The organism is Stutzerimonas kunmingensis, assembly GCF_014764705.1.
Classification (GTDB): domain Bacteria; phylum Pseudomonadota; class Gammaproteobacteria; order Pseudomonadales; family Pseudomonadaceae; genus Stutzerimonas.
Map to the genome: position 1 here is coordinate 26,582 of NZ_JACXXG010000014.1, position 26,684 is coordinate 53,265.

Annotated in this window: 18 protein-coding genes, 1 tRNA gene and 1 pseudogene; 11 read left to right on the forward strand and 9 right to left on the reverse strand. The window is 63.5% G+C overall.

Annotation, left to right across the window (positions count from 1 at the left end; genetic code table 11):
• Positions 1-9 precede the first annotated feature (9 nt).
• The 6 genes from IEG05_RS12570 to IEG05_RS12595 all read left to right on the forward strand — a co-directional run bounded on the left by IEG05_RS12570 (position 10) and on the right by IEG05_RS12595 (position 6,479).
• Positions 10-243: a hypothetical protein gene (locus tag IEG05_RS12570; RefSeq protein ID WP_191122144.1), complete on the forward strand. Its 234-nt coding sequence runs from the start codon at positions 10-12 to the stop codon at positions 241-243.
• 400 nt (positions 244-643) lie between these two features.
• On the forward strand, positions 644-2,182 hold the full coding sequence (locus IEG05_RS12575; RefSeq protein WP_191122145.1) for an MBOAT family O-acyltransferase: 1,539 nt from the start codon (positions 644-646) through the stop codon (positions 2,180-2,182).
• A 21-nt stretch (positions 2,183-2,203) separates the two neighbouring features.
• Positions 2,204-4,105 (forward strand): HAD-IIIC family phosphatase, encoded by a 1,902-nt coding sequence (locus IEG05_RS12580; RefSeq protein WP_191122146.1) that lies wholly within the window; start codon positions 2,204-2,206, stop codon positions 4,103-4,105.
• On the forward strand, positions 4,102-4,350 hold the full coding sequence (locus IEG05_RS12585) for an acyl carrier protein (protein ID WP_014819840.1): 249 nt from the start codon (positions 4,102-4,104) through the stop codon (positions 4,348-4,350). Before IEG05_RS12580 ends, IEG05_RS12585 begins: the two co-directional genes overlap by 4 nt.
• Before the next feature lie 3 nt (positions 4,351-4,353).
• Positions 4,354-5,418 carry a hypothetical protein gene (locus IEG05_RS12590; protein WP_191122147.1) on the forward strand — a complete coding sequence of 355 codons (1,065 nt, stop codon included), beginning with the start codon at positions 4,354-4,356 and terminating at the stop codon, positions 5,416-5,418.
• A gap of 77 nt (positions 5,419-5,495) precedes the next feature.
• The gene (locus IEG05_RS12595) at positions 5,496-6,479 is read left to right on the forward strand and encodes a lipid A deacylase LpxR family protein (protein WP_191122148.1); all 984 of its coding nucleotides are present in this window, start codon (positions 5,496-5,498) and stop codon (positions 6,477-6,479) included.
• A gap of 31 nt (positions 6,480-6,510) precedes the next feature.
• Here IEG05_RS12595 and IEG05_RS12600 read toward each other — a convergent pair whose 3' ends face one another.
• On the reverse strand, positions 6,511-8,397 hold the full coding sequence (locus tag IEG05_RS12600) for a sigma-54-dependent Fis family transcriptional regulator (protein WP_191122149.1): 1,887 nt from the start codon (positions 8,395-8,397) through the stop codon (positions 6,511-6,513).
• 257 nt (positions 8,398-8,654) lie between these two features.
• Here IEG05_RS12600 and IEG05_RS12605 point away from each other — a divergent pair, with 257 nt between their 5' ends.
• From IEG05_RS12605 to IEG05_RS12615, 3 genes and pseudogenes are all read left to right on the forward strand, one after another.
• Entirely contained in the window at positions 8,655-10,535 is a 1,881-nt protein-coding gene (locus IEG05_RS12605) for an NAD(P)/FAD-dependent oxidoreductase (protein ID WP_224742809.1), read from the forward strand.
• 409 nt (positions 10,536-10,944) lie between these two features.
• Positions 10,945-12,495 (forward strand): sensor domain-containing diguanylate cyclase, encoded by a 1,551-nt coding sequence (locus tag IEG05_RS12610; RefSeq protein WP_191122150.1) that lies wholly within the window; start codon positions 10,945-10,947, stop codon positions 12,493-12,495.
• A 226-nt stretch (positions 12,496-12,721) separates the two neighbouring features.
• Positions 12,722-14,837, forward strand: a pseudogene (locus tag IEG05_RS12615) (TonB-dependent siderophore receptor).
• A gap of 98 nt (positions 14,838-14,935) precedes the next feature.
• Here IEG05_RS12615 and IEG05_RS12620 read toward each other — a convergent pair.
• The 6 genes from IEG05_RS12620 to IEG05_RS12645 form a co-directional block, all read right to left on the reverse strand.
• Positions 14,936-16,897: a methyl-accepting chemotaxis protein gene (locus IEG05_RS12620; protein WP_191122151.1), complete on the reverse strand. Its 1,962-nt coding sequence runs from the start codon at positions 16,895-16,897 to the stop codon at positions 14,936-14,938.
• Positions 16,898-17,397: 500 nt separating this feature from the next.
• Positions 17,398-17,473 (reverse strand) — tRNA-Thr (locus IEG05_RS12625).
• An 84-nt stretch (positions 17,474-17,557) separates the two neighbouring features.
• Complete coding sequence (locus tag IEG05_RS12630) at positions 17,558-18,316, reverse strand: DUF3618 domain-containing protein (protein ID WP_042928399.1); 759 nt, start codon at positions 18,314-18,316, stop codon at positions 17,558-17,560.
• Positions 18,313-18,738: a phage holin family protein gene (locus tag IEG05_RS12635; protein ID WP_014819822.1), complete on the reverse strand. Its 426-nt coding sequence runs from the start codon at positions 18,736-18,738 to the stop codon at positions 18,313-18,315. Before IEG05_RS12635 ends, IEG05_RS12630 begins: the two co-directional genes overlap by 4 nt.
• Positions 18,735-19,517: a hypothetical protein gene (locus tag IEG05_RS12640; RefSeq protein ID WP_191122152.1), complete on the reverse strand. Its 783-nt coding sequence runs from the start codon at positions 19,515-19,517 to the stop codon at positions 18,735-18,737. Before IEG05_RS12640 ends, IEG05_RS12635 begins: the two co-directional genes overlap by 4 nt.
• A gap of 446 nt (positions 19,518-19,963) precedes the next feature.
• Positions 19,964-22,048, reverse strand: a complete 2,085-nt coding sequence (locus IEG05_RS12645) for a glycoside hydrolase family 5 protein (protein WP_191122153.1) — start codon at positions 22,046-22,048, stop codon at positions 19,964-19,966.
• A gap of 534 nt (positions 22,049-22,582) precedes the next feature.
• Here IEG05_RS12645 and IEG05_RS12650 point away from each other — a divergent pair.
• Together IEG05_RS12650 and IEG05_RS12655 are read left to right on the forward strand one after the other, a co-directional pair.
• A complete protein-coding gene (locus tag IEG05_RS12650) occupies positions 22,583-22,795 on the forward strand; it encodes a hypervirulence associated TUDOR domain-containing protein (RefSeq protein ID WP_191122154.1) in 213 nt (70 codons plus the stop codon).
• Positions 22,796-22,798: 3 nt separating this feature from the next.
• Positions 22,799-23,380 (forward strand): DUF488 domain-containing protein, encoded by a 582-nt coding sequence (locus IEG05_RS12655; RefSeq protein ID WP_191122155.1) that lies wholly within the window; start codon positions 22,799-22,801, stop codon positions 23,378-23,380.
• Positions 23,381-23,425: 45 nt separating this feature from the next.
• On the opposite strand, the gene IEG05_RS12660 is transcribed toward IEG05_RS12655, so the two are convergent.
• Both IEG05_RS12660 and IEG05_RS12665 read right to left on the reverse strand, forming a co-directional pair.
• Positions 23,426-24,262 (reverse strand): CvfB family protein, encoded by an 837-nt coding sequence (locus IEG05_RS12660; RefSeq protein WP_191122156.1) that lies wholly within the window; start codon positions 24,260-24,262, stop codon positions 23,426-23,428.
• A gap of 41 nt (positions 24,263-24,303) precedes the next feature.
• Positions 24,304-26,634, reverse strand: coding sequence for a membrane-bound PQQ-dependent dehydrogenase, glucose/quinate/shikimate family (locus IEG05_RS12665; protein WP_191122157.1), 2,331 nt, complete (start codon positions 26,632-26,634; stop codon positions 24,304-24,306).
• Positions 26,635-26,684 lie beyond the last annotated feature (50 nt).

The window sequence follows — 26,684 nt, forward strand, 5'->3', positions numbered from 1 at the left end:
GACGACAGGATGTTTTCCAGCTATCTCTATGAAGCCGCACTCATCTATGGCCTGGTCTTCACTTCGGTGGGGTTCGTGCTGGGCATGTTCTACAACAACCGCAAGGTCTTCCAACTGGAAGACAAGGTGCAGCGGCTAAAGCGCACCGTGCGGCACCTGCAGCGCAAGGTCGAACCGCCTGCCGCCGCGTCGAGAAGCGTTCAGCGCGCGCGCAGCAGCGCAGGGTTGAGCAGGGTCCGCTGAGCGGACCGGCATCTCGCCACAGTCGGGCGAACACGCCAGCAGCTCGTTCGCGCTCAAACCTTAAGAGCCTTGAAAAATGCCGGGAACTTTCCCGACCGACGGAAATGGCCTGCAGGCCGCGTCCGCCGGGGCTCTTTTGACCTGCGGCAATAAAACGCTAGGCGGCGCAACAAACGCTGAAACTTTTTTTTACACCTTCACGTCCGAGCCATAGGAGCTCAGGGGAAGTCGACCAAGGTGGCCGAAACCCGAGCGAGCACCCACTGATGGACCGAGGATGTCGCAACGCCGACCAGGATGGATCGTCGGTCGCGTGGCGCCAGGACTGAATGGATGACTCGCCCCGCCTTGCCGGCGGCCTGGGCAGCGATGCACGTACGCTGAGCAGGGATAGGGAAAGATGCTTTTCAATTCGATGGAATTCATCGCCGGCTTTCTACCGGTGGTGTTGATTGGATTTTTCGTGCTGACCGGCTCAGGCCGACAACGGCTTGCGGTGATCTGGCTGACCGTCGTCTCGTTGGTGTTCTACGGCTGGTGGAACCCGGTCTATGTGCCACTGCTGGTCGGCAGCATGCTGGTCAACTATCTGCTCGGTGGCTACCTGCGCCGGCACCCCTCACGCCTGGTGCTCGGGCTGGCGGTCGCGGCCAACGTGCTGCTGCTGGTCTACTACAAGTACACCGGCTTTCTGCTCGGCACGCTGGACGCAGCGCTGGATCTCGGTTGGCGGGTGGAAGACATCATCCTGCCGCTGGCGATCTCCTTCTTCACCTTCCAACAGATCGCCTACCTGGTCGACGCCCACGATGGCGTGGTGGAAGAACACGACTTCGCCAACTACTGCCTGTTCATCAGTTTCTTTCCGCAACTGATCGCCGGGCCGATCACCCACCACGGTGAGATGCTCGCGCAGTTTCGTGACCGCGACAGCTTTCGCGCGCGCATCGACAACCTGTCGCTGGGTGCCACGGTGTTTCTGCTCGGCCTGTTCAAGAAGGTGGTTATCGCCGACACCCTCGCGCTGAAAGCCACGCCGGTCTTCAGCCTGGCCGCCGACGGCACCATTCCGGCGTTCTACGACGCATGGACCGGCGCGCTGACCTACACGCTGCAGATCTATTTCGACTTCTCCGGCTACAGCGACATGGCCATCGGCCTGGCGCTGCTGTTCGGCATCAGCCTGCCCGCCAACTTCAACAGCCCATTCAAGGCGCGCAACGTCATCGACTACTGGTCGCGCTGGCACATGACGCTGACGCGTTTTCTCACCGCCTACATCTACAACCCCATCGTGCTGCGGGTGACCCGCGCGCGCATGGCAGCCGGCAAGCCGCAGCCACGGCGGGGCAAGATGACCGCCGGCACCTTCTTTGCGCTGGTCGCCTACCCGACCGTCTTCACCATGTTCATTTCCGGCATCTGGCACGGCGCCGGCTGGCACTTCGTCGCCTTCGGCCTGCTGCACGGCTTCTATTTGGTGGTCGCCCACGGCTGGCGTGCCTGGAAGGCGCGTCAGGGCTGGAAGCTGGACAGCGACATCTGGTGGCACAAGGCCGCGGCCGTCGCGCTGACCTTTGGCTGCGTCGTGGTGGCGATGGTGTTTTTCCGCGCCAGCGACGTACCGGCGGCCATGGCGATCCTCGCCGGCATGCTCGGCCTGAGCCCGATCAGCACGGCGATGGATCGCTCCGACTTCGTCTATATCGCCGCGTTGCTGGTGTTCGTCTGGGGCATGCCCAACGTGCAGCAGTGGATGGGCCATTTCCGAACCGCGCTCAACTTCCAGGCCCAGCCGCACTGGACCGAACGGCTGCTGCCGGTCAGCGCCTGGCGGCCGACGGCGATCCACGGCATGGCGGTAGGTGTGCTCGGTTTCTTCGCCCTGGCGATCGCCTTTTCCATGGCACCGACGGAGTTCCTTTACTTCCAGTTCTGACCACGACAAGGAGTCTCAGGTATGCAACAGCTCTCATGGCTGCCGACACACGCGGATCTCTCCGGTGCCATCGGCCAAGCCAAACGCATCGAAGATCCGCTGCAGCGGCTGCATGAAGCCGCCAAGCTGGCCGCTCATCAACGGGATTTCACCCTGACCGCACGACTGGACAAGCTGGCCGCCACCGGCATCGAACAGTACGCCGCGGCGGCACGACTGACGCCGCGGCGGGTGGCATTGCTGTCCTCGCATACGGTCGATCACCTGCTGCCGGCCGTCCGCGTGGCCGGGCTACAACGGCGCCTGGCGCTGTCGCTGCACGTTGCGCCCTACGGCATGTACCGCCAGGCACTGCTGGCTGATGACCCGGCGCTGAACGCCTTCGCCCCGCAACTTGTGGTGCTAGCGCTGGACGCCCATGACGCGCCGCTGCAACTGCCCTTGCAGGCAGGCCAGGCGGAGGTGGATGCCGCCGTGGCGGAGCGCATCGATGAACTGCGCCTGCTCTGGCGCCGGGCCCGTGAGCGATACGCCGCGCAGGTGGTGCAGCAAACCCTGGTGCCGGTCGCGCCGCCCTTGTTCGGTTCTTACGAAGCACTGGTGCCGGCTTCCCCGCGGGCAGTCATCGAACGGTTGAACGCGGCCATCCGCGCCGCCGCCCGCGAGGATGGCGTGCTGCTGCTCGATCTGGCCTGGCACGCAGCTGCGTATGGCGACGGCCTGGCTGAGCCGGTGCGCTGGCATCAGGCCAAGCAGCTGGTCAGCCCGGCGCTGGCACCGCTATATGGCGAACATCTGGCGCGGATCGCGGCGGCCACTGCCGGGCTGTCGCGCAAATGCCTGGTACTCGATCTGGACAACACCCTCTGGGGCGGCGTGATCGGTGATGACGGCATCGACGGTATCCAGCTCGGCCAGGGCAGCCCCAGCGGCGAGGCGTTTCTCGCGCTGCAGCATTACGCCGCGCAACTGGCGCGCCGTGGGGTGATCCTCGCGGTGTGCAGCAAGAACGACCTGCACGTTGCCGAAGCGGCATTCGCACACCCGGAAATGGCGCTCAAGCGTAGCGATATCGCGGCCTTCGTCGCCAACTGGGAAGACAAGGCCGGCAACCTGCGGCGCATCGCGAGCATGCTCGATATCGGTCTGGACAGCCTGGTGTTCGTCGACGACAACCCCGCCGAGCGCGACATCGTGCGCCGCGAGCTACCGGAAGTCGCCGTACCGGAACTGCCCGACGATGTCGCCGATTACGCCGCGCGCATCGCCGCCGCGGGTTACTTCGAGGCCGTGTCCTTTACCTCCGATGACGCCGAGCGCGGCCGCAGCTATGCGCTGAATGTCGAACGCAAGGCCGCGCTGAACCAGGCCACGGACATGGAAGGCTACCTGCGCGGGCTGCAAATGGTGCTGCGCGTCAGCCGCATCGGCGCCGCCGAGCTGGCGCGCGTCACCCAGCTGATCAACAAGACCAACCAGTTCAATCTCACCACCCGCCGCTATACCGAAGCCGAAGTCGAACGCATGGCCAGCGATCCGCAAACCATCGCGTTGGCCCTGCGGCTGGAAGACAAGTTCGGTGATAACGGCCTGATCAGCGTGGTGCTGGCGCGACCGGATGCAGCTATCGAGGCTGACGAACTGCTGATCGACAGCTGGCTGATGAGCTGCCGCGTGCTGGGCCGTCAGGTCGAAGCGGCAGTGCTGGAGGTGCTGGCCGATGCGGCAGCGGCCGCAGGCTGGTGTGCACTGGTCGGCGAATACCGTCCCACCGAACGCAACGGCATGGTTGCCGAACACTATCCGCGGTTGGGCTTCGAGCAGCGTCCCGCCCCTGCCAGCGCCATCGCCGATGCAAGTTTCTGGCGCTACGAGCTGGCCTCGCGCGCTCCCATCAACCATCACATCCAGGTGCAAGCATGAACGAAAAGGAAATTCTCCAGGCGCTGACCCAGGTCTTCCAAGACGTGTTCGACGATGACGATATCGTCCTCACCTCCGAAACCACCGCCGACGACATCGATGGCTGGGATAGCCAGACCCATGTGCTGCTGATCGTGGCCGCCGAGCAACGCTTCGGCATCAAGTTCCGCACCGCCGAACTGGAATCGCTGAAGAACGTTGGCCACTTCGCGCAACTGATCCAGACCAAACTCGGAGGGCGTTGAGTCATGGCCAGATCCGTCGATACATGCCCGGACGGCGTTGCCGCCGGGGCCCATGCAGACCAGCGGCGGATACGTGCCGGCTACCTGCTGGGCATGTTCGCCGGGCTGTTCGGGATGCTCGGCGGCTTTGCCGCCCTGCTCGCCTGGCTCAATCACACCGACAACCTGCCGCCACCGGCCTTCTCCAACAGCCTGTGTGTGGACGAAAAGCTGCACTTTCTGCGGCACAACCCCATCGCCGATCCGAACCTGCTGATCGTCGGTTCCTCGGTCGCCTGGCGCCATGTCGATGGTGACGTGCTGATCGAGCAGACGCCTGGCTTGCGCCCGCTCAACGGTGCGTTCTGCGGCCTGCACGCCAACCAGTCGATCTATGTCGCCAACTGGCTGCTGGACCGTGAACCGAGCGTCCGCCAGGTGGTGATGATCGTCGATCCGCTGGACTTCGCCGGCTGCTGGAAGGTGCCGGATGCGGTGTTCGACCGCGAGGATGCCGATCACTACGTTTATCAGCAGGCCTCACGCTGGGGTTACTACATGCGCTACTTCTCGCCGCGTTCACTGTTGCGCAATGCGCAGACGGTCAAGGCGCAGCGGGCCAACGAGATCGAATGGGACCCGTTGGTGTTCACCCGCCACGGCGACGGGCCGCTGGAGCCGCAGGGTGATCGCGGCCTGTTCTACGACAAACCGGACGCGCTGGATGACAGCTGCTTTGTCGCCCTGGGCGAGCTGTCGAAACGCCTGAAGAACGAGCAACGCCAGCTGCTTGTGGTTTCCACGCCCCTGCACCCGCAGTGGAAAGCCAAGGTCGATGCCGATGGCAGCTTTCTCGCCCGCTTTGACGCCAAGCTGAACGCTGCCATCGCCGGGCATGCCGGGGCTCAGTACTGGAACGCCGATCGCGAATGGGTTGCTCCACCGGCCGCCTTCGTCGACGCCATTCACCTGCGCTGGTCGGCCGTGCATGACTTTTCCGCGGCACTGGCCGAGCAACTGCAGGAAGCCAGACAGGAGATGTTCAGCAAGGCGGGGCTGGCCAGAAACGGCGGGTACGACGCGCCCTGATCGACAAGCGAACCGCTGGAAGCGGTGATGGTCCGAGAAAGAACATACAAACAAGAACGTAAGCCAGGAGTTGAATCATGCATTCTCGTTCTTTGCTGTGCTTGTGCCTGCTCGCCGCATCCATCACCGCCCCCGCCGTCAGCCATGCGGACATCCTCGCCATCAAGGCGGAGAACGACATCATCGCCTCGGGCAGCGATGGTCACTACACCAACGGCCTGGAAGTCATCTGGGGTTTCGAACCGGACGACCAGAGCTGGACGCGGCGCTTCGCCGAACTGCTGCCCGGCTGGTCGGGCATTGCCGTCGACAACGTCGCCTACCGCTTCGGCCACCAGATCTACACGCCAGAGGAAATCGAAACCCGAAATCTGATCGAAGACGACCGCCCTTACGCCGGCCTTCTGTTCGCCGGCATGTCGATGTTTTCCGACACCCAGTACGACGGCTGGCGCGCCGCGCAGGGGCTGCACCTGGATGTCGGCATAGTTGGCCCGGCGGCGGGCGGCAAGCGTTTGCAGCGTGCCGTGCACAAGGCAACCGACAGCGACGAGCCCAACGGCTGGGATAACCAGCTGGAGAACGAACCCTTCGTCAATCTGGGCTATCAGCATCGCTGGTGGCTGCAGGAGCGCTTCGCCGGGCTGGAGCTGGAATACGGCCCGAGCGTGGGCTTCGCCCTCGGCAACCTGTACAGCTACGGCTCGGCCGGGCTGGGCCTGCGCCTGGGGCAGAACCTGCAACGCAGCTTCAGCATCCCCGCGGTGACGCCGGCGCAAAGCGGCAGCCAGTTCTTCCGCCCCGGCGGCGACTTCGCCTGGTACGGCTTCGCCAATCTCGAAGGCCGCTACATGGCGCACAACATGCTGCTGGACGGCAACACCTTCGAGGACAGCCACTCGGTTGACCGTCGCGAGTGGGTCGGCGACGCCAAGCTCGGCGTGGCACTGACCTGGAGCCGCTGGCAGCTGGCGTTCGCCAGCGTCTGGCGCACTCGCGAATTCCAGGGCCAGCAGGAACACGACCAGTTCGGTTCGATCACCCTCTCCACCGCGCTCTGACCCACTGACGGCGGGCATCGCGCCCGCCGGTTCAGTTACGCGAGATGCCGTGCTTGCGCAGCTTGCGATATAGCGTATTGCGACTGACCCCCAGCTGTTCCGCCACCCGACTGACCTGCCAGTGCCGTTCGCGTAGCACCGCGAGCAGGGCCTCGCGCTCGGCCGACTGCAGCGGGTCACGAGGTGCCTCGACATCGCCCATTTCGGCCGGCAGCACGGCAAGCACGTCGTCCAGCCCAATGCGCCCTTGCTCGCTCAGCGCGACCAACGTGCGCAGCAGATTGCGCAGCTGCCGCACGTTGCCCGGCCAGCTGTAGCGCAGCAAGGCTTGCCGCGCGGCCGGCTCGAGACAGATCGATTCGCCTTGCGCTTCTTCCGCCAGCAGGTGATCGAGCAGCGCAGCCTTGTCGCTGCGCTCGCGCAACGGTGGCAACGCAATCATCAGCCCGCCAAGGCGGTAATACAGGTCTTCGCGGAACGCGCCGCTGGCCACTAGCGCGCGCAGGTCGTGATGACTGGCGCTGATCAGGCGGATATTCAGTTCGGTCGGCGCGGCAGCCCCCAGCGCGGTGACCTTGCGTTCTTCCAGCACCCGCAACAAGCGCGTCTGCAGCGCCAGCGGCATGTCGCCGATCTCGTCGAGAAAGAGAATCCCGCCGTTGGCCTGCTCCAGCTTGCCGACCATACCCTCGCGCCGCGCGCCGGTGAAACTGCCGCCGCGATAGCCGAACAGTTCGCTTTCGATCAGCGTCTCGGGAATCGCCGCGCAATTGAGTGCCACGAACGGCCGACCGGCGCGGCTGCTGGCGCGATGCAGTGCGCTGGCGAATGCCTCCTTGCCGGTGCCGGTCTCACCTTGCAGCAACACCGGCACGTCCCGCTCGAGCACCTTCAGCGCACGGCTGAAACCGGTGCGAATTGACGGATCGAGCAAACACAGGCCCGGCACATCGGCCGGCTCCTGGCGCGGCGCAGCAACCACGCGCAGCTGCGGCCCGCGCAGCTGGCAGAACAGCCGCTGACCGTCATGGGTATGCAAGGGCCAGCAAGCCCCCGGCTGTGGTCGCGCACGCTCCAGCAACTGATCCAGACGCACATCGAGCACAGTTTCCAAGGGCCGGCCTAATAGCGCCTCGCGGCTACTGGCGAGCAGGTTGAGTGCGGTTTCGTTGATCGCGGTGATCCGTCCCTCGCCATCGAAGGCCAGCAGGCCTTCGCTGAGCAGGCCGATATATTCGGGCTGGGCATGGAAGCGCAGCAGGTAGTTGCCCTCGCAGTGCTGCAGGAAGAAACAGCTTTCGATGAGCTTGGCCGACAGGTTGGTCAGCGCCATGGTGTGAAAACGTCGCTGGCGCGACAGGTCTTCGCGCGCCGACGACACATTGAGTACGGCAAGCAAACCGCCTTCGGCATCGAACACCGGGCTCGCCGAACAGGTCAGTGCTGCGTGCCGGCCACGGAAGTGCTCGTCACGCCGAATGGTCAGCGCCTGGCGCTCCAGCAAGCACAGGCCGACGCCATTGGTGCCCTCGGTCGCCTCGTTCCACACCGCCCCGAGCCAGAGCCCGGCGCGCTGGAATTCCGCGCGCTCGGCCTGATCCGCCACGCTGTCGATCACCACGCCGCTGGCGTCGGTCAGCAGTACCGCGTGGCCGCTGCTGCCCAGCTGCTGGTGCAGGCTGTTCATCTGCCAGTGGGCGACGGCGATAACTCGGTCCAGCCGCTCGCGATGCTCATTGAGCCGCGGACTCTCGATCACGCAGGGCGCGCGCGGGCTGGTGGGGTCGAGCTGATGCTGCTCCAGGCAACGGCGCCAGGAACGCGCAATGGCGGGATCGGCAGCCGGGCCCTGGCTGGCTGACGTGCCGTCACCGAAGCTGAGGACCTGGTGCGCGTGCTGACTGAGGCGAGAGGTCATTCTTGTTGTTCTCCGCGATGTTTCGAGGCGGTTTCGCGCCCAGCATAGGCCAATCGCCCGGCCGCCGCATGCTGTGCCACGGCTGGTACAGAGTGTCACCCCCGCCGTACTGGGGATGGCACAGCGCACGCTCGACCGGGCAGTCCCGATACGACTCCAGGCCAGATACGACGCTGCGCGCCGGTTGCTGGCCCGCCGCTTGCTCTGCTGCAAGCACGGTATCCCCGTGAATAACAACAATGACCAGGAGAACCACCATGCGTCCCAGTAACGACGTTCCCTTCGATCTGAAAACCGATAACGGCAGCGACCTCGGCGGTGACCGCCAGGCCACCGACACCCGCTCGCCCACCGAACAACTGGCCGCCTGGGTCGAACGCCTCGGCCAGCGCCTGGCGCAACGCGACGTCGATGGCACGCTTGAGCTGTTCGCCGACGACTGCCACTGGCGTGACCTAGTGCTGTTCAGCTGGAACCTGATCACCCTCGAAGGCAAGACCGACATTCGCGACATGCTGGAAAGCCGCCTGCAAGCCACCCAGCCGGACAACTGGAAGCTCGAAGGCGAGGCGAGCCTGGCCGACGGCGTACTCGAAGGCTGGATCAGCCTGGAAACCGACGTCGCCCGCGGCAAGGGATACGTGCGCCTGAAGGACGGCCTGTGCTGGACGCTGCTGACCACCATGCGCGAGCTGAAGGGGCACGAGGAACCGCTCGGGCGCCGTCGCCCACTGGGCGCCGAACATGGCCACGGCCTGGCCGACAAGCGCAACTGGCTGGAAAAGCGCCGCGACGAGGAAGCCGCACTGGGCATCACCGAGCAGCCCTATTGCCTGGTCATCGGCGGCGGCCAGGGCGGCCTCGGCCTCGGCGCACGGCTCAAGCGCCTCGGCGTGCCGACGCTGATCGTCGACAAGGCCGAGCGCCCCGGCGACCAGTGGCGCGGCCGCTACAAGTCGCTGTGCCTGCACGACCCGGTCTGGTACGACCACATGCCCTACCTGCCCTTCCCCGACCATTGGCCAATCTTCACACCCAAAGACCAGATCGGCGACTGGCTGGAGATGTACGCCAAGGTCATGGAGCTGAACTACTGGGCGAAAACCGAATGCGTGAAGGCCAGCTTCGACGAAGCCGAGGGCCGCTGGACGGTCGACGTGCTGCGCGACGGCAAACCGATGACGCTCAAGCCCGCACAGCTGATCCTCGCCACCGGCATGTCTGGTGTGCCCAACGTGCCGGTCTATCCGGGTGCGGAGACCTTTGCCGGTCAGCAACATCATTCCAGCCAGCACCCTGGCGGCGACGCCTGGCGCGGCAAGCGCGCGGTGGTCATCGGTGCCAACAATTCGGCCCACGATATCTGTGCGGACCTGGTGGAGAACGGCGCGGATGTCACCATGGTGCAGCGCTCCAGCACCCATATCGTGCGCTCCGACACGCTGATGGAAGTGGTCTTCGGCCCGCTCTATTCGGAGGATGCGGTCGAGAGTGGACTGACCACCGACAAGGCCGACATGCTGTTCGCCTCGATCCCCTACAAGGTGCTGCCGCAGTTCCATCGCCAGGCCTTCGAGCAGGTCAAGGAACGCGACAAGGCCTTCTACGACCGCCTGGCCGCAGCGGGCTTCATGCTCGACTTCGGCGATGACGAATCCGGTCTGTTCCTCAAGTACGTGCGCCGCGGCTCGGGCTACTACATCGACGTCGGCGCCTGCGAGCTGATCGCCGACGGCACCATCAAGCTGAAGAGCGGGCCCGGGCTCGGTGTCGACCACATCGAGCCGGATGCCGTGGTGCTCAACGATGGCAGCCGGCTACCGGCCGACCTGATAGTCTACGCCACCGGCTACGGTTCCATGAACGGCTGGGCGGCGCGGCTGATCTCCCAGGAGGTCGCGGACAAGGTCGGCCGTTGCTGGGGCCTCGGCTCCGGCACCACCAAGGACCCGGGCCCGTACGAAGGCGAGCTGCGCAACATGTGGAAGCCCACCCAGCAGCAGAACCTCTGGTTCCACGGCGGTAACCTGCACCAGTCACGGCACTATTCGTTGTATCTGGCACTGCAGCTGAAGGCGCGCTTCGAGGGGCTGGATACCTCGGTCTACAAGCTTGCGCCGAGCTATCACCAAGGCTGAAGCCACATCGGCCAGCTCGAATGAAACAGGCCCGCATCAGCGGGCCTGTTTCGTAGTCAGCTCACCCGCGCCCAGAGCAACAACCATCACGTTCCGCACAGGCAGAGCCAGACAAGGCAGCGCCAGTTGCCGGCTCAGTCGAGCTGCGCCGGCCGCCACAGCACATGGAGCCCGAGCGGCCGCCCAGATCAGGAAGAACACCCGCACCTCTCATTTGCCATACTGCGATAGTTGTACCGGCAGCAGGCGATTGATCCAGAGCAGGCCGCCAGCTCTATATGTATGAGAAGCCACTCGTCAGCCGCGCGCTGCCTGTATCATTCCCAGCCCTTTGGCTTCCGCTTGCCTGAAGCCCCGACAGCAACCTCCATTGGCGCACGCCAAGCACGCATTCGGAGAATCGCGCTTCATGTCCCGGCTGGATCTACAGAAACTCACGCTGCTGCTGGCACTCGTCGCCGGCCTGCTGACCTTCGGTAACAGCTTCTTCGCCGGCTACAGCTCACAGCGCGAACAGTTGTTCGAGCAGACTCTGGAGGCAAACCGGGCCTATGCGCGCAAGCTCGCCGACACCACCGATCAGTTCTTTCTCAACAGCCGTCGCGAACTGGCTTACGCGGCAGAGGTGCTGTCGACGCGCTTCGATGACCCGGCCGCGCGGGACAGCGAGACCGAACGGCTCAAGCTCAAGAGCGAGCAGTTCAGCCGGGCCATAATTGTCAGCGCCGCAGGAGAGATCGTTTCCGCCTCGCCTGAAAGTACTGACCTGGTTGGCCTAAAGGTGAACAGCATAGGGGCAACCCGCGCGCTGAAAGAGCGCATACCGCAGACCAGCGATCCCTACATCGCCACGGACGGCACTTACCTGATCGCGGTCACCCACCCCATCTTCGCCCCCGATGGCCGCTACCTCGGCTTCATCAGTGCGTCGCTGTTCCTGCGCGAGCGCAACGCACTGCACGGCCTGCTAGGTGTGCATTACTACCGCGACGGCTCCTACCTGTACGTGGTCGACGCACAGGGCCGGCTGATCTTCCACGAAGACGGTAAGCGGGTCGGCCAGAACGTATCGAACAATGCGGTGGTCCGGCAGGTGCTGTCGGGCCAGGAGGGCAGCCAGCGCGTCATCAATACGCTCGGCGTGGACATGCTCGCCGGCTTCGCGCCCATGCAGAGCACCGGCTGGGGCATCATCGCCCAGCGCCCGACCGCCGCCATCACCGCGAAGCTCGAACAACTGGCGCGGACCACGCTGCTCAACGCGGTACCGTTCACGCTTATCTCGCTCGCGGTGTTCTGGTGGCTGTCCATACTCATCTCCCGGCCCATTCGCGCCCTGGCCGATACCGCCGAACACTGGGGCGCACCGGAGGCAGCCAGTCGTATTTCGATGGTCAACTCCTGGTATTTCGAGGTCTCGCGATTGAAGGTCGCGATGCTCGCAGGCGTCTCCCTGCTGCAGCAGAAGATGGGCGCACTGGAAGCGGCGTCCATGACTGACCCGCTGACAGGATTGCGTAACCGCCGCGGCCTCGAGCTGGCACTCAAGCAGTTCGACCTGCTCGACCAGCACTACGCGGCGGTGACGCTGGATATCGATCACTTCAAACAGGTCAACGACCAGCACGGCCATGACGTGGGCGATGCGGTGCTGCGTTTTCTTGCCGAGATCATGAAGGAATGCTCGCGCCCCACTGACGTGCTGTGCCGCATGGGTGGTGAAGAATTCCTCATGCTGCTGCCAGAGACGGACGCCGCCGGCGCCAGCATTGCGGCAGAACGCCTGCTCGCCCGCCTGCGGCAAACCGCAAGCCCGACTGGCGTACCGGTGACGGCCTCCATCGGCATCGCCTGCAGCGGCAGCCATGCTTCGCCCGATGCGACGTTCAAAGCCGCGGACGAAGCGCTGTACCAAGCGAAGAGAGCCGGCCGCGACCGCGTCGTCCTCGCCTCCAACTGAGCGCCGAGCAGCCGCCGGATGTGACCCCCGAGCCGCTTAGCAGCCGCCGCTCGCCTGCGCTGCGCGGCGCACTGGGTGCCTGTCGCCACGCGCTCGATCTGCCTGCGCCGCTACGCCCAGCGCAACCTGCCGTAGCATGCAGCAGTTGAGATAGCTTTCTTTTTGATAATCGTTTTCGTTGCTATTAGGATGCCCGCCCTCGCTCCCTTTCCTCAAGGATCATTCGATGCGGCGCCTTCTCCTCCCGATGCTCGCGATTCCCGCCCTCACTTGCCCTGCCGTGGTTTCAGCCAACGACGAACCGCCTGCTGAACCGCTGGCACTGGAGGAGATGCAGGTCACCGCATCGGCCGAGCGCGCCGACGGGCCTGTGCAGGGCTACCGGGCAACCCGCTCGGCCAGCGCCACCCGCACCGACACCGCGATCCACGAAACCCCGCAGTCGATCAGCGTGGTCCCAGCGCAGGTCGTCGAAGACATCGGCGCAACGCGCCTTGAAGATGCGCTCGATTGAACGTGGCAACAACTTCGGCGGCCAGGGCCTGACCGAATTCCTGGTGCGCGGCTTCAGCACCCAGGAGTTCTACCGCAACGGCTTCGCGGTGAACCGTGGCTATCCCAACATGCCCGACGCCAACACGCTGGAACGCATCGAAGTGCTGCGCGGCCCGGCCTCGATGCTGTACGGTGGCGGCGATCCGGGCGGCACCTTCAACATCGTCAGCAAGCAGCCGCAGGCGGAGCGGCGCACGATACTCGGCAGTCAGGTGAACACCGATGGTCTGCGTCGCGGCACTCTGGACACCACCGGCGCACTGGACGAGAGCGCCGCGTTTACCTATCGCCTCAACCTGGTCGCCGAAGGCAGCGACAGCTTCCGCGATCACGTCGAAAGTGAGCGCTACAACATCGCGCCAGTGCTGCGCTGGCAGTTCAGCGACGACACCGCGCTGATCCTCGAAGGCGACTATCTGCACAACCGCCACCCCATGGACCGTGGTCTTACCCGCTACCCCAACCATGCCGGCGACCTGTCGCGCGATCGCTTCCTCGGGGAGGAAAGTGCCGGCAAGCTGACCAACCAGAACGCCACCACGCAACTGCGCCTGGAGCACCAGCCGGACAGTCAGTGGATGCTGCGCGGCGGCATCCAGTACCTCGACGGCAGCCTGGACGGCGGTGCAGTGGAGAACAACGGTCTGGCCAGCGATGGTCGCACGGTAGGCCGCAACCACAGCGAGCGCTGGCTGAACTGGAACGACCTGGCAGTGCAGGCCAATCTGGAGGGTCACTTCGATGCCGCGGGCCTGGCCCACACGCTGCTGCTCGGTGTGGAATTCGACGACTTCAACTACGACTCCCAGATCGATCGCTCGGGTGGTGCGACCAGCGACTTCCCGATCGACCTCTATGATCCAGTCTACGGCCAGCCGCTGCCGGCGCTGACCCGCACCACGACCTACGATGACGAGAACCTGAAGTCCTACGCGTTCTTCCTGCAGGACCAGATCGCCCTCACCGAGCGCCTGACAGCGCAGGTCGGCGCGCGTCTGGAACGCTTCGAGCAGCGCTATGAAAACAAGCTCACCCCCGCCGGCAGCTGGGACCAGGCGCATAACGCCGTCTCCCCGCGTTTCGGGCTGATCTACGACCTGACTGAGGAGTTGGCCGTCTACGCCAACACCTCGCGCTCGTTCAAGCCCAACCGCGGCGCCGACCGCAGCAGCCAGGCGTTCGCCCCGGAAAAAGGCATCGCTCACGAAGTCGGCATCAAGTACGAGCTGCCGGAGCACGACCTCAGCGTCACCGCGGCGCTGTTCCACATCACCAAGGAAAACGTGCTGACCAGCGATCCGGTCGACAGCAACTATCAGATCGCCGCCGGCGAAGCGCGCAGCCGCGGCTTCGACATCAGCGTGGCCGGCAACATCACCCCGCAATGGCGCGTGATCGGCGGCTACGCCTACGTCGATGCCGAAGTCACCGAAAGCTCGAGCGCATTGATGCCGGCCGGCACGCGCCTGGCCAACGTGCCGCGCCACAGCTTCAATTTGCTGGATACCTACGAATTCGCCGAAGGTCCGCTGGCCGGGCTCGGCGTTGGCATGGGCGTCAAGTACGTCGGCGACCGCAAGGGTGGCGCCACCAGCACCGCGTTCGACATGGACGCCTACACCACCGTCGACCTGCTCGCCTACTACCCGCTGACCGAACGGGTTCGCCTGAACCTGAACCTCAACAACCTGTTCGACGAAGAGTACGAAGAGCGCGCCTGGGGCAACATCTGGGCCTACCCGGGCGCCCCCCGCACCCTCCAGGCCGGCATAGCGATCACGCTGTAACGAAGAAGGGCGCAGCCTGTATGGCTGCGCCCCTCGGCTCGCGCTACCTCGGCCAGCTGCGGCCGGGGCTTATGGACTCAACTCAGCAGGCGCACGCGTCAAGCGACCTTGAACCGACCAACGAGCTGCTGTTGCTGCTCGGCCAGCCGCGCAAGCTCCAGACTGGTCATCGCTGTCTGCTCCGCACCGGCGCTCACCTGAATCGCGACATCGTTGATCTCGACGACGTTGCGATTGATGTCTTCGGCCACCGCGCTCTGCTCCTCCGCCGCCGTGGCAATCTGCAGATTGCGATCACTGATTGCAGAAACGCCGTCGGCAATCTCCGCCAGCAACTCCCCGGCACGGCCGATGTTGCTCGAGCCGGTCTGAGCCTTGGCGAGCGTCTCCTGCATCGAGCGCGCGGCCCGGTCAGCCCCGCCCTGGAGATTGGCAATCATGTCCTGAATGCTGCCGGTGGATTCCTGCGTCTTCTGGGCAAGCGTACGCACCTCGGACGCAACGACAGCGAAGCCGCGGCCATGCTCCCCTGCTCGCGCCGCCTCGATAGCCGCGTTCAGTGCCAGCAAATTGGTCTGATCGGCAATGCCGCGGATCACATCCAGCACGGACGAGATCGAATCACTCTCACGCTTGAGGTCCGCAATGATGCTTGCGGTCTGATCGGCCTGGCTCGACAGCTGGCGAATGAGCTCGATGGTGCTCTCCACTTCGGCCCGGCCTTGCGCAGTGTTGGCGTTGAGCTGCTGCGAGAGTTCAGCGGCATCGCTGGTGCTTCTCGCAACGTCGCGCACGGTCGCGCTCATCTCGTTTATCGCGGTAACCACCAGCTCGGTTCCCTGCCGCTGGCGATCGATGCTCTGGCTTGTCTGCACGGTCACCGCAGAGGACTCCTCCGCCGCCGTGGCCACCTGCGCGGTGGCGTTACTGATCTCGCCGACGACCTGCTTGAGCTCGACGGCCATGAGATTGAGGTTACGCGAGATTTCGCCAAACTCGTCCCTGCCTTCGTAGTGCGCCGTTGCGGTCAGATCCCGAGCGGAAAGCGACAACAGCGCATGATTCACATCCTGCACCGCCAGCTTGATGTTGCGAATGATCAGGAAGGAAAGGCCGGTCACCACCAGCAGCGCAATGATCACCGCGGCGAGCGTCAGCCAAAGCGCGTTGCTCGCCTCATCGCGAGCCCGAGCGGCCAGTGTGCCCACTTCCTGCGACAAGGCCTGCTCCAGCTCACCCATCAGGTCGATCCGGCTGGTCGCCGTATCGAACCAGCTCTCGCTGTTGATACCCAGGCTCTGCCCGATCGGCACCTCGAAAGCCAGACGTTGCAGACGAGCAACTTCAACGGCGCTCGGCTGCTGCAGTTTTTCGTCGAGCAAACGGATGAAGTGCTCCGAGGCCGCGCGACGGAAGCCGTCCATATAGGCTGAGAATTCACCCAGGTTCCGGCTGAAGGAGGCAAGCAGCGCCGCGTCGAACCGATCCTGACCGAACACCACGCCCAACAACGCCCGCTCGCGCCCGGCCCGCTCCTTCATCTCGACGAACTGATTGAGCCCGCCTAGCGCTCGTGCAAGCGTGACGTCCTGCACGCTGCGCTCTACCTCGTGGGTAAAGCCGATCAACGCCTTGATGTAGCCAGTAAAGCGAGAACCGGAGTCGATGCTGTTGATTACGAACGAGTCGATTTGCGAACGTGTTGCCTGAAGTTCATCGAGCGAGGCCAAGACGCCCCCGATCTGCGAGCCTTCCTGTTTGGCAAGCACCTGCATGGCACTCAACGCTTCGTCAGTCGCTTGCCGCATCCCCGGCAGGCGCCTGGCCATGGTACGTCCCTGGCTCCCCAGATAGACGCCGCTCGCACCACGCTCACGCTGCAATGCGGTGATCAGCCGGCTTACGTTCTGCGCGGCCACGCTGGCCTCGACGGTGCGCTCCATCTGCCTCAGGGTGGCGTAGCTGTCAGCGACATACAGGCTGGCCAGCCACAGAAAACCGAGCATCGGACACGCGAGGATCAAAAGAAGCTTCGCGCTCAAGGGAATGTTTCTAAGCATGTGTACCTCAGTGCTCCAGGTCATGGAGTTACCAGTGGCAGAAGGCAGGGTGCGCGCAACCGCCGCGCACCGTTCGGTACGCGCGAGGAAGCGATTTATCGGTTTATTGGTCGGTCGAACCGTGGCGTTGAATGCTTTAGCACGTCGCAGGACGAACGGCCCTTACAGGGCTTATCAGCGACCGTTTTGAACTGGCACACATTCTTTCTGTTGCACAGGCGCATAACCCTGACCAAAGTCAATAAATTAACGTCAATGTACTGCCGACTGTCGGACACAACTCCGCTGACAGCCGAGCAGGTCCAGATCCACGGGGGTTAGCCGGCCTGGCGAGAAGGAATTTGGGAGCACGCCTTATACAACGACGCAGTCCTTCCTTGATTGAAAGCCCGCGGGACGAGAAAGGAGGTAATGCAGCTTGAGGTTGACCACGAGGGGGTGGTTCGGCAAAACCACCACAAACAAAAAAGGGCTAGCCGAAGCTAACCCTTTGATTTCATTGGTGCCGGAGACAGGAGTCGAACCTGCGACCTTCGCATTACGAATGCGCTGCTCTACCTACTGAGCTACACCGGCGCCAGGCCGCGGATTATCGGGGGTTCTGCGGTTGGACTCAAGTCCGCGCGCATCGCCCTTGATACTGCAATCCGCATCAGGCGATCAGTGCGGCCGCGATGCAGGCTGGCCGTGGTCGCGTTCGAGGTCGTGCTTGACCTGGCCGGCCAGTTGTTCGCCTTCGGCGCTGGCCATCGCGTAACCCTCTCGGGCCTTGTCCTTGATCTTGCCGGTCAGCTCGTCGCTCTTCTGGCCCATCAGTTCGTCTTCACGACGCGTCGGTGGAACCGAGGCCGCCAGCAGCGCGCCGAGGGCGATGCCCATGGCGCCCAATGCCAGCGGCTGCTCGTTGAGCAACTGAGTGAAACCGCCGCGCGCACGGTCTGCGGTGTGCCGCAGGCTCTCCGCGGCGTGCCGGCTGGAGTCACCGACGCGATGACGGGCGTTGCCCAGTGAGCTGGAGGCGCTATGGCTCATCTGCGCCGCCTTGTCCTTGATGCCGGTGCCCTGCTGCTTAAGCCCAGAGGCCTTGGCGGCGAGCTTGTCGGTCATCGACGGACCGGTCGAAGCGCTATCGCTGTAATCCGGGCGGCGATTCTGCCCGGCCATCAGCCATACTAGACCGATGGAGGTGAGCAGCGTCGGGACCGGATTGGCCTTAACGGTATCGGTGAGGTTATGCAGGAACTCGCCACCCCCGCCTTTGGCGTAGCCGAGCGCGGTATCGATCATCTGCCCCGGGGAGAGCTTGCTTTCCAGCGCGTGGACGATGTTGCCGATTTCGGCGCGCTGCTGGTCGATCTCGCGCTCCAGCGTGTCGGGGTCCTTTTGTGCTTCTACGTCTACCTGGTTATGCGTGCTCATGCGTGCCCCCTTACGACTTCTTTATCCTTCTGCAGCGAATGGATGGTGCGGTCGGGTTTGAACGAAGAGGCTTCGAACTTCTTCTTGCCGGCCGAGACCATGATCATGCCGATGACCACTACGACCACGCCGACGATCAACGCGGCGAGCCAGGGTTCCATCATGGTGCTGAGAAAGTAGACCGCCGACATAAGCAAGATGATGAAGCCGGCCAGGAGCACCGCACCGCCGGTTGCGACGCTGGCGGCACCGGCCTTGGTGGCACGCAGTGATTCGTTCAGCTCGGCCTTGGCCAGCGCCAGTTCCTTGGTGAACAGCGACGGTACTTCACGGGTCAGCTGCCGTAGCAAACCGCCGACCGAATTATCGTGCTCGGGGTTGCCGGGTTCGTAAGGCGTATTGAGGTTGCGTTGTTCGTTCATCGATTAAGCCCTCCGTTCGTGCCTTTGCCAGTGCTGCCAACGCCGTTGCTGCCTACGCCATTGGTGCTGCCCGTGTTCGGCGCCATGCCAGCGTTGCTCACACCGCCGACGGTATTGCTCGGTGTGCCACTGGAAATGCGCGAGTCCAGGTCGGACTGGCTTGGCAGGGTTTCGGCGGTTACGTCTGCCGGCACCCCGAGCGGCGAAGTCGGATGCGGGCGACTGGCGTCGGAATGGCCGTAATCGGTCGTCGGTTCACGTGTTGTGGATTCAGCGCGATGGCTGGAAGCACGGGCGAAACGAGTCAGGCCGAAGCCAAGTGCAACGCTGCCGGCAATGAACAGGCCGGGATTGTTGCGAGCGAGACGGTTCACCTCGCCCACCAGCTCATCAACGCTCTTGCCGCGCAGGTTGTCGGCCAGATCGACCATGCTCTGCGCCATGTCGGAGACGTAATGGGAAAGGCCAGTGCGATCCTGGTTTTCAAGTTCTGCCGCGGCAGCCTTGGCACTCTGCGCGACCTTTTCCAGCTCGTCGGCAGCCGTACCTCGGTAGCTGTCCAGCTGCGCCTTGCCTTGGGTCTTGACCTGCTCGCCGGCTTCGCGTGCCTTTGCCTTGAGTTCCTCGGCACTCGGAGCGGAAACGGAGCTGCTTGCCTGCGTGGTGCCAGCCTGGCCGGTCTGGCCGGTGGGCTGAGCGGGAGCGCTCGTTGACTGCGCGTTGGCGTCGGTTCTGGCTTGGCCGCCGTAACCTGTGATCTCTTCATCGGGTGTCGTCATTTTGTCCACCTTTTATAGGGTCATAGGGTTTGGCCGGATGACCACGGTCCGTGAAGCACAGCAGTGCGGGGTTCCGCGGCTGTGCGATTTCAGTACGCACATAAATGGTGACCGGACCCAAATTTTCGAGTTCCGTGTTTCTGGCCAAGCGGTACGGGCCTTCGAGGACCGAGTTCAGCTATGCCGCACCGCAGGAAGGGAGGACGTGAAACAGCGAGATCTGGTGGCGATCTGCCCGCGATTAGCGCGCAGCCGGCATGCAGCTTGGCTTGGGGGGAATGCGAAGGGCGAACAAGCGGAACGGCGGGAATGGCAGCGATGGTGACCATAGGGTCAGCTCGTTGGCGATCACCCCGTCACAGCGAGCCGACGAGCTGTAATCAGCCAATGCAGTATAGGAACGCAAAAACGGGCCCTTGGGGCCCGTTCTTGTTTGGATGGTGTCGTTACAGCGGACCGATGCTGGTGCAGCTGTTTGCGGCTTTGGCATGCTTCTGCAGAACCGGCAGCTGCGGACGGTACTTGCCACTGCTCACGTCCAGCGACATGGCGTACTCACCCCACCAAGGACCGGCAGCCCAGTAGGTGCTCGGGATGCAGTTCTGACGCAGGTAAGCCAGCAGGTTGTCGGTAGCGACGATGGCCGAGGGCGAGAAGTCCGGTACGCCGTGCTCACCAATATAGCCGCGCAGCTTGTTCTGCTTGAGCCAGTCGACGAAGGGCTTGACGCGATTGACACCAATCATCGGGTCGAATTTCTCGGCCTTGTCGAAGTAGTTGCCCGAGAAATCCTTGTCCACGTACATGTGCGCTTCATAAACCAGGTTGTTCTTCGGATCACGCATCCACGGGTTGGTGACCAGCTGGGTGTTGTAGTGCGGCCAGTGGAAGGCGCTCGACCAGCGATCGCCCGCTACGTAGATCCAGCGCTTGGAGTCGACGGTGCGGATTGCCTGAGCAGCAGCCAGGGCAGCTTGCGGCCAGAGCCCGTTGGTGGAGTGCGGCTCGTTCATCAGGCCGTAGCCCTCGACGGCAGGATGGTTGACCACCTGCTGCACGATCTGCTTCCACACCGCAGCGAAGGAACTGATGGGCACTTCTTTGGAGCCGATCAGCTTGCCGTAGTAACGGTAGTAGTTGTGCAGGTCGAGAATCACCTTGACGTTGTGCTTCTGCGCGAAGTCCAGCGACTGCTTCAGGCGGGCGAACTCCTCAGCGTTCAGCGGAGAGTTCAGTTTGGGCTGGATACGCTCCCAGAGGAACGGCAGGCGAACCAGCGGCATGCCCAGGTCGGAGTACTTCTTGTAGTAAGACTCGGCCGGGTAGGTGTAGTTGGTGCCATGCTTGCCCGGAACAACCGACGGGCCGAAGCCTGCGCCGGACAGGTTGACGCCGACCAGCAGCGGCTTGCCGTTGGTGGTGTCAGGTGCGGTAGGCGCAGGCGCCGGAGCCGGTGCTGCTTCCACTGGCGGAGTAGTCAGAGCCGGAGACGACGGAGAGCTGGTCGATGTGCTTACTACCGAGATGGTCTTCGGATAACCCAGCGTGGTGCCATTGATCACAGCGCCATCGAGAAAGACGCTCATGTTGCTGCCAACCAGCTGAGTGCGCAGCACCTTGCGGGTCTGGCCGTCAGCGAGCTTCACCACAGCGCCAGTCTTGAACGCTGCCACGTTGGCGCTGCTTGCCTGAATAGAGAAGGCGGCAGCAGTACGGAACATACCGTTCAGCCAATGAGTATTGGTGTAGTTGTTCAGGTTACTGGTCGCAATGACTGAGTTAGTCGGAGCAGTAGGCGCCGGAGCCGGGCTGGTAGTAGAGGTTGTCGCCAGCGATAACTTGTTGGGTGCGCCGACCACACTCCCGTTAACTGCCGCACCCTCGAGATAGACGCTCATATTTGCGCCGACAACTTGCACCTGGGTAACTTTGCGGACCTGGCCATCTGCCAGTTTTGCCGACGCACCAACTTTGAAAGCGGCCTTGTTGGCAGCACTTGCTGGAATGGAGAAGCCCGGCGACTTGCGCCATACACCATTGAGCCAATCGGTATTGGTGAATGCATTGATGCTGGTCGAGTGTGCAGCGACGGTGGTCGGTGAAGTGACCGGAGCGGTGGAAGTTATCGGCGCCGTAACGGCCGTACTACCGATGGTGACCACCTGCGGTGCGCCAACCTTGTTGCCGTCCAGCTTTGCACCTTCCAGGAAGATGCTCATGTTGCTGCCGACGATCTGTGCGCGGCTGATCTTGCGTACCTGACCGTCTGCCAGTCGTACCGAAACGCCGGCCACGAACGCGGTGCGGTTTGCCGAGGTGGCAGGGATCGAGAAGCCGGCGCCGGTGCGCCAGACACCGTTCAGCCAATCGGTGTTGGTGAACGCGTTGATCTTGGCGGAAACCGATACAGCGGCAACCGTGGATGCAGCGGCATAAGGCGTGGTTACAACAGTGACGCCACCCAGAAGAACAGCGGCGGCGATGGAAGCGACGAGTGCCTTGCGGGCACCGGAAAACAGGTTGGTGGACATTGAGTCTCTCCGGAACTTACTACTTCAAAGGCCGAGCCTTTAAAAAGTGACGGGAGGTCGATAAGTCGTGGGGCGTTGCTCTTGAGGAGGGCCGCGGTGTCACAACAAACGAACCGTTCAACAAGAAATTTCCCGCCGTCCACCCCCTGAACAAACCGGTAAATCGTCTTGCGTGGCGGCTTTATAATAGGTTCCAAAAATTAATGGAAATTTTTTTGTCAGTAATAGATCGCCAGAAAAACGCCGTACAGGGCAAATAACATTAAGTTGCCATTACTCATATGGCGATAGCTGTCGAATTGATATTACGTTTAACCCCCCTAGTTGGTTGCCTGGCGCCAAAATAAGCGTCGGCTTTTTGAACTTCTGCGGTCTTAAGAGGGATTAACCGCTATCGGACTTGCCGACGAACGGTATATAGCAGAGGAGCTGATAGCCGTCCGTTAGGGGCTAAGAAACTGGCTGCTGGAGGTAACCGATCTTCGTCGGCAGATGGCTGTCGGATGCCTTACCGAACGACGAAACGGAGGCACCATGAGCCATAAGTACAAAGTGGGCGATCACGTCAGCTGGAACTCGGAAGCAGGACGGGTTAGCGGTCACATCACCCGCGTGCACACAGCGGACACCGAATTCATGGGCCGCACACGGCACGCCAGCCCGGATGCCCCGCAATACGAGATCAAGAGCGACAAGACCGATCATGTGGCGATGCATAAAGAGTCGGCACTCAGGAAGCTGAGGTGAGGCATGGTTCAGCCAGCCACGGTGTGGACCATCGGCCACTCGACGCGCTCTCTGGAGCAGCTGATCGAGATACTGCGCCACCATCAGATCGAGGCCATCGCCGACGTCCGCCGCTTTCCCGGCTCACGGCGATTGCCGCAGTTCGGCGAGGCAGCGCTGCGCGAAGGTCTGGAAGCGCACGGGCTGCACTATCAATGGATCGAAGAGCTGGGCGGCAGACGGCGACCTCTGAAGGATTCGCCAAGCCTGGCCTGGCGCAACAGCTCCTTTCGCGGCTATGCCGATCATTTGCGCAGCGATGAATTCAACCGCGGTCTGCAGCGCCTACTGGAAATGGCGGCGCAACGACGCACGGCGATGATGTGCGCCGAGGTGCTCTGGTGGCGCGGCCATCGTTCGCTGGTTTCGGACGTGTTGAAGATACGCGGCATCGAAGTCCTTCATATCCAGGACGAGAAGCCGCCGACCGCCCACCCGTTCACCGCTCCTGCCCGCCTGGTCGACGGGCAGCTGAGCTATGCGGAGGGCAACCGAGAGTCGCTGAGAAAGGAAGTCGGCAGCGGGCAGATCAATCTGGATCTGTAGCGGCCACTGGGTTGGTCATTGCGACCACCCCGGTATGGGATCGGCTCAGGCGCGTTCGATGCGATCCGGGTGGATGACGATGCGGCCCTGCTTGTACAGACCACCGATAGCCTTCTTGAAGTTGCCCTTGCTGACTCCGAAGCGACGGGCAATTTCCTCGGCCGGGCTCTTGTCGCTGACATCCAGCGAGCCCTGGTTTTCTTCCAGCTTCTGCAGGATCAACGCCTGTAGCGCATCGGTCGCTTCGCTGCCCACCGGCTGCAGGCTCAGGCTGATCTTGCCGTCGGGCCGCAGCTCCTTGATGTAACCGCGCTCGCGCATGCCACCACGGAGAAACTTGAACGCCTCGTTCTTGTGAATCAGGCCCCAGTGCTGGCCGTTGATGATCGCCTTGAAACCGAGATCGGTGGCTTCGACGATCAGCAGGTCCACCGCTTCTCCTACCTTGTAGTTCGCCGGGGTCTTGTCCAGATAGCGGTCCAGGCGCGCCGTGGCGGTAATGCGCCGGGTGCGCTTGTCGATGTAGACGTAGACCACGCAGTAATCACCCACCTGCAGCGGCCGCTTCTCTTCCGAGTGCGGCAAGAGCAGGTCCTTGGGTAGTCCCCAGTCGAGAAACAATCCGACGCGGTTGATCTCGGCCACCTTCAGGCTGGCGAATTCACCGACCTGCACCATGGGCTTTTCGGTGGTGGCGATCAGCTTGTCCTCGCTATCGAGGTAGATGAAGACGTTCAGCCAGTCATCCACCTCGGTCGGCATGTCCTTGGGGATATAGCGGTTGGGCAGCAGGATTTCGCCGTCCGGGCCGCCGTCCAGATAGAGGCCGAAACCGGTGTGCTTGACGATCTGCAGGCTGTTGTAACGTCCGATTGCGGCCATGTGGGCGGTCCCGAATATAAAGGCGGCGATTCTAGCGCCTGTCAGCGTGGCAGTGCATAGGCGATCACCGAATCACCGGCCTTGGTGCCCAGCGAGCCATGCCCGCCGGCAACCACCACGACCATCTGCCGGCCGGAGCGGCTCTCGTAGGTCATCGGCGTGGCCTGGCCGCCGGCCGGCAGACGTGCTTTCCATAGTTCGCGGCCGGTGCTGACATCGTAGGCACGCAGGTAGTAGTCCAGCGTGCCGCTCAGGAACGCGACGCCACCAGCGGTGAGCATCGGTCCGCCAAGGCTCGGCACCCCCATCTTGAACGGTAGCGGAATCGGCGAACGATCGCGCACCGTGCCGTTCTTGCGCAGCCAATGCGTCTTGCCGGTACGCAGATCGGCGCCAGCCACATAGCCCCAAGGCGGCGCGGTGCATGGCAGGCCAATGGGCGAGACGAAAGCCTTCAGCTCAACGGCGAAGGGCGAGCCGAAGTTCTCGTTGAGGAACGGCTCCTCCTCGGACACGTAGGTCGTCTCGGCATCCTCCCGGGGAATCAGCTTCGAGGTGAAGGCCAGATAGGCCGGCGCGCTGAATACCATCTGTCGCACCGGGTCCACCGCTACGCCGCCCCAGTTGAACACCCCGAAATTGCCCGGATGGACCAGGGTGCCCTGGGTCGATGGCGGGGTGTACCGCCCTTCGTAGCGCAGCGAGTGGAACTGGATGTGGCACATCATCTGGTCGATCAGCGTGGCACCCCACAGGTCCTTGCCCTGCAGCTTCGGCGGCTCGTAGGTCAGTGCCGACGCAGGCTGCGTCCTGGCGACCCAGTCACCCTTGGCCGCGCCCTGCGGTGCAGGCACCTCGCGCACCGGCAGGACCGGCTCACCCGTGCGACGGTCGAGTACATAGATGTCGCCCTGCTTGGTCGGCGCCACCAGCGCGGGCACCGGCCCCTCCTCGGTCTGGATGTCGATCAGGCTCGGCTGCGCCGGTACGTCCATGTCCCAGAGGTCATGGCGCACGGTCTGGAAGATCCAGCGCAGCTGGCCGCTATCCAGATCGAGGGCGACGATTGAGGAGGAAAAACGCTCGCTGTTCTCGCTGCGCTTACCGCCCCACTGATCCGGCACCTGATTGCCCAGCGGCACGTAGATCAGCCCCAGCGCCTCGTCCGCACTGGAAATGCTCCAGCTGTTCGGGCTGCTCGCGCTGTAGGTCTGCCCGGCGGCGATCGGGGCCGTTTCATCCGGATTGCCCGGGTCCCAGTTCCATTTCAGCTCGCCGGTATAGACGTCATAGGCACGGATGACGCCGGACGGCTCGTTGGCGCGAACGTTGTCATTCACCGCTCCGCCGACGATCACCCGATCACGCGCGACCACCGGCGGCGACGTGGAATAGTAGAAGCCTTCCTTCACGTGGGGCATGTTCGCCCAGAGATCTACCGCGCCGTTGTCGCCGAAACCGGGGCAAATCTCCCCGGTCTTCGCATCCAGCGCGATCAGCCTGGCATCGGCGGTTGGCATGAACAGCCGCTGCCGACAGGCCTGGTCCTCGGTCGCCGGCGGCGCTGCATGGTAGGAGAGCCCGCGGCAGGTCAGGTGCTGGCGGTTGACCGAATGCGGCACCTCGGGATCGAAGCGCCAGCGCTCCTCGCCGGTTTCGGCATCCAGCGCGATGACCAGATTGTGCGGCGTGCACAGGTACAGGCTGTCATCGACCTTGAGCGGGGTGACTTCGTAGGTGGTTTCATCCGGATCGTCCGGACCGCGCAGATCCCCGGTCTGGTAATGCCACACCGGCTCCAGCCGCTCGACGTTGTGCGGCGTGATCTGTGCCAGCGGCGAGTAGCGCTGGCCCTGCTGGCTTCGTCCGTAGGCGTGCCAGTCGCCGGCCGGCACGACTTGGTCCATGGCAGGCGCTTCGGCCAAAGGCGGCGGCAGCATGCCCTTGATGTCGTGACTGTCGTGCCCAACGGCGTACACCGCTGCTGCACCCCAAAGCACGACCGCCAGCATCAGCGGCAGCGCGGCGCCGCCCCAGGCGCGAAAACCGAAGTGCTGCCAGCCCAGTCGCTGCGCGATCCAGGGCGTCAGCAGCCACAACCCGAGCGGCGCGATGATGCTGCCGCGCGGCGCCAGTTGCCACCAGTCCAGCCCCACTTCGTACAGCGCCCAACCGAGCGCGCCGAGCATCAGCAGCGCGTAAACCCAAAGCGCCGCGCGGCGGCGCATCAGCAGCATGACCCCGGTCAGCAGAAACCCTGCCGCGACGATGGCGAAATACCAGGTACCGCCAAGGCTGACGACCTTCGCTCCCCCTGCACCGAGCGCAAGCCCGACGATGATGCAGAACACTCCGCTGATGACCACAGCCACGGCCTGTCTCCCTCGATCTTGTTATTCAAATCACCACACTGCGACGGCCA

Coding starts and splice junctions, on each gene's coding strand:
- IEG05_RS12655 (WP_191122155.1), top strand. CDS start 22,799: ATGGTTCAGCCAGCCACGGTGTGGACCATCGGCCACTCGACGCGCTCT.
- IEG05_RS12580 (WP_191122146.1), top strand. CDS start 2,204: ATGCAACAGCTCTCATGGCTGCCGACACACGCGGATCTCTCCGGTGCC.
- IEG05_RS12610 (WP_191122150.1), top strand. CDS start 10,945: ATGTCCCGGCTGGATCTACAGAAACTCACGCTGCTGCTGGCACTCGTC.
- IEG05_RS12650 (WP_191122154.1), top strand. CDS start 22,583: ATGAGCCATAAGTACAAAGTGGGCGATCACGTCAGCTGGAACTCGGAA.
- IEG05_RS12605 (WP_224742809.1), top strand. CDS start 8,655: ATGCGTCCCAGTAACGACGTTCCCTTCGATCTGAAAACCGATAACGGC.
- IEG05_RS12660 (WP_191122156.1), bottom strand. CDS start 24,262: ATGGCCGCAATCGGACGTTACAACAGCCTGCAGATCGTCAAGCACACC.
- IEG05_RS12640 (WP_191122152.1), bottom strand. CDS start 19,517: ATGACGACACCCGATGAAGAGATCACAGGTTACGGCGGCCAAGCCAGA.
- IEG05_RS12620 (WP_191122151.1), bottom strand. CDS start 16,897: ATGCTTAGAAACATTCCCTTGAGCGCGAAGCTTCTTTTGATCCTCGCG.
- IEG05_RS12635 (WP_014819822.1), bottom strand. CDS start 18,738: ATGAACGAACAACGCAACCTCAATACGCCTTACGAACCCGGCAACCCC.
- IEG05_RS12575 (WP_191122145.1), top strand. CDS start 644: ATGCTTTTCAATTCGATGGAATTCATCGCCGGCTTTCTACCGGTGGTG.
- IEG05_RS12590 (WP_191122147.1), top strand. CDS start 4,354: ATGGCCAGATCCGTCGATACATGCCCGGACGGCGTTGCCGCCGGGGCC.
- IEG05_RS12595 (WP_191122148.1), top strand. CDS start 5,496: ATGCATTCTCGTTCTTTGCTGTGCTTGTGCCTGCTCGCCGCATCCATC.
- IEG05_RS12570 (WP_191122144.1), top strand. CDS start 10: ATGTTTTCCAGCTATCTCTATGAAGCCGCACTCATCTATGGCCTGGTC.
- IEG05_RS12630 (WP_042928399.1), bottom strand. CDS start 18,316: ATGAGCACGCATAACCAGGTAGACGTAGAAGCACAAAAGGACCCCGAC.
- IEG05_RS12585 (WP_014819840.1), top strand. CDS start 4,102: ATGAACGAAAAGGAAATTCTCCAGGCGCTGACCCAGGTCTTCCAAGAC.
- IEG05_RS12600 (WP_191122149.1), bottom strand. CDS start 8,397: ATGACCTCTCGCCTCAGTCAGCACGCGCACCAGGTCCTCAGCTTCGGT.
- IEG05_RS12645 (WP_191122153.1), bottom strand. CDS start 22,048: ATGTCCACCAACCTGTTTTCCGGTGCCCGCAAGGCACTCGTCGCTTCC.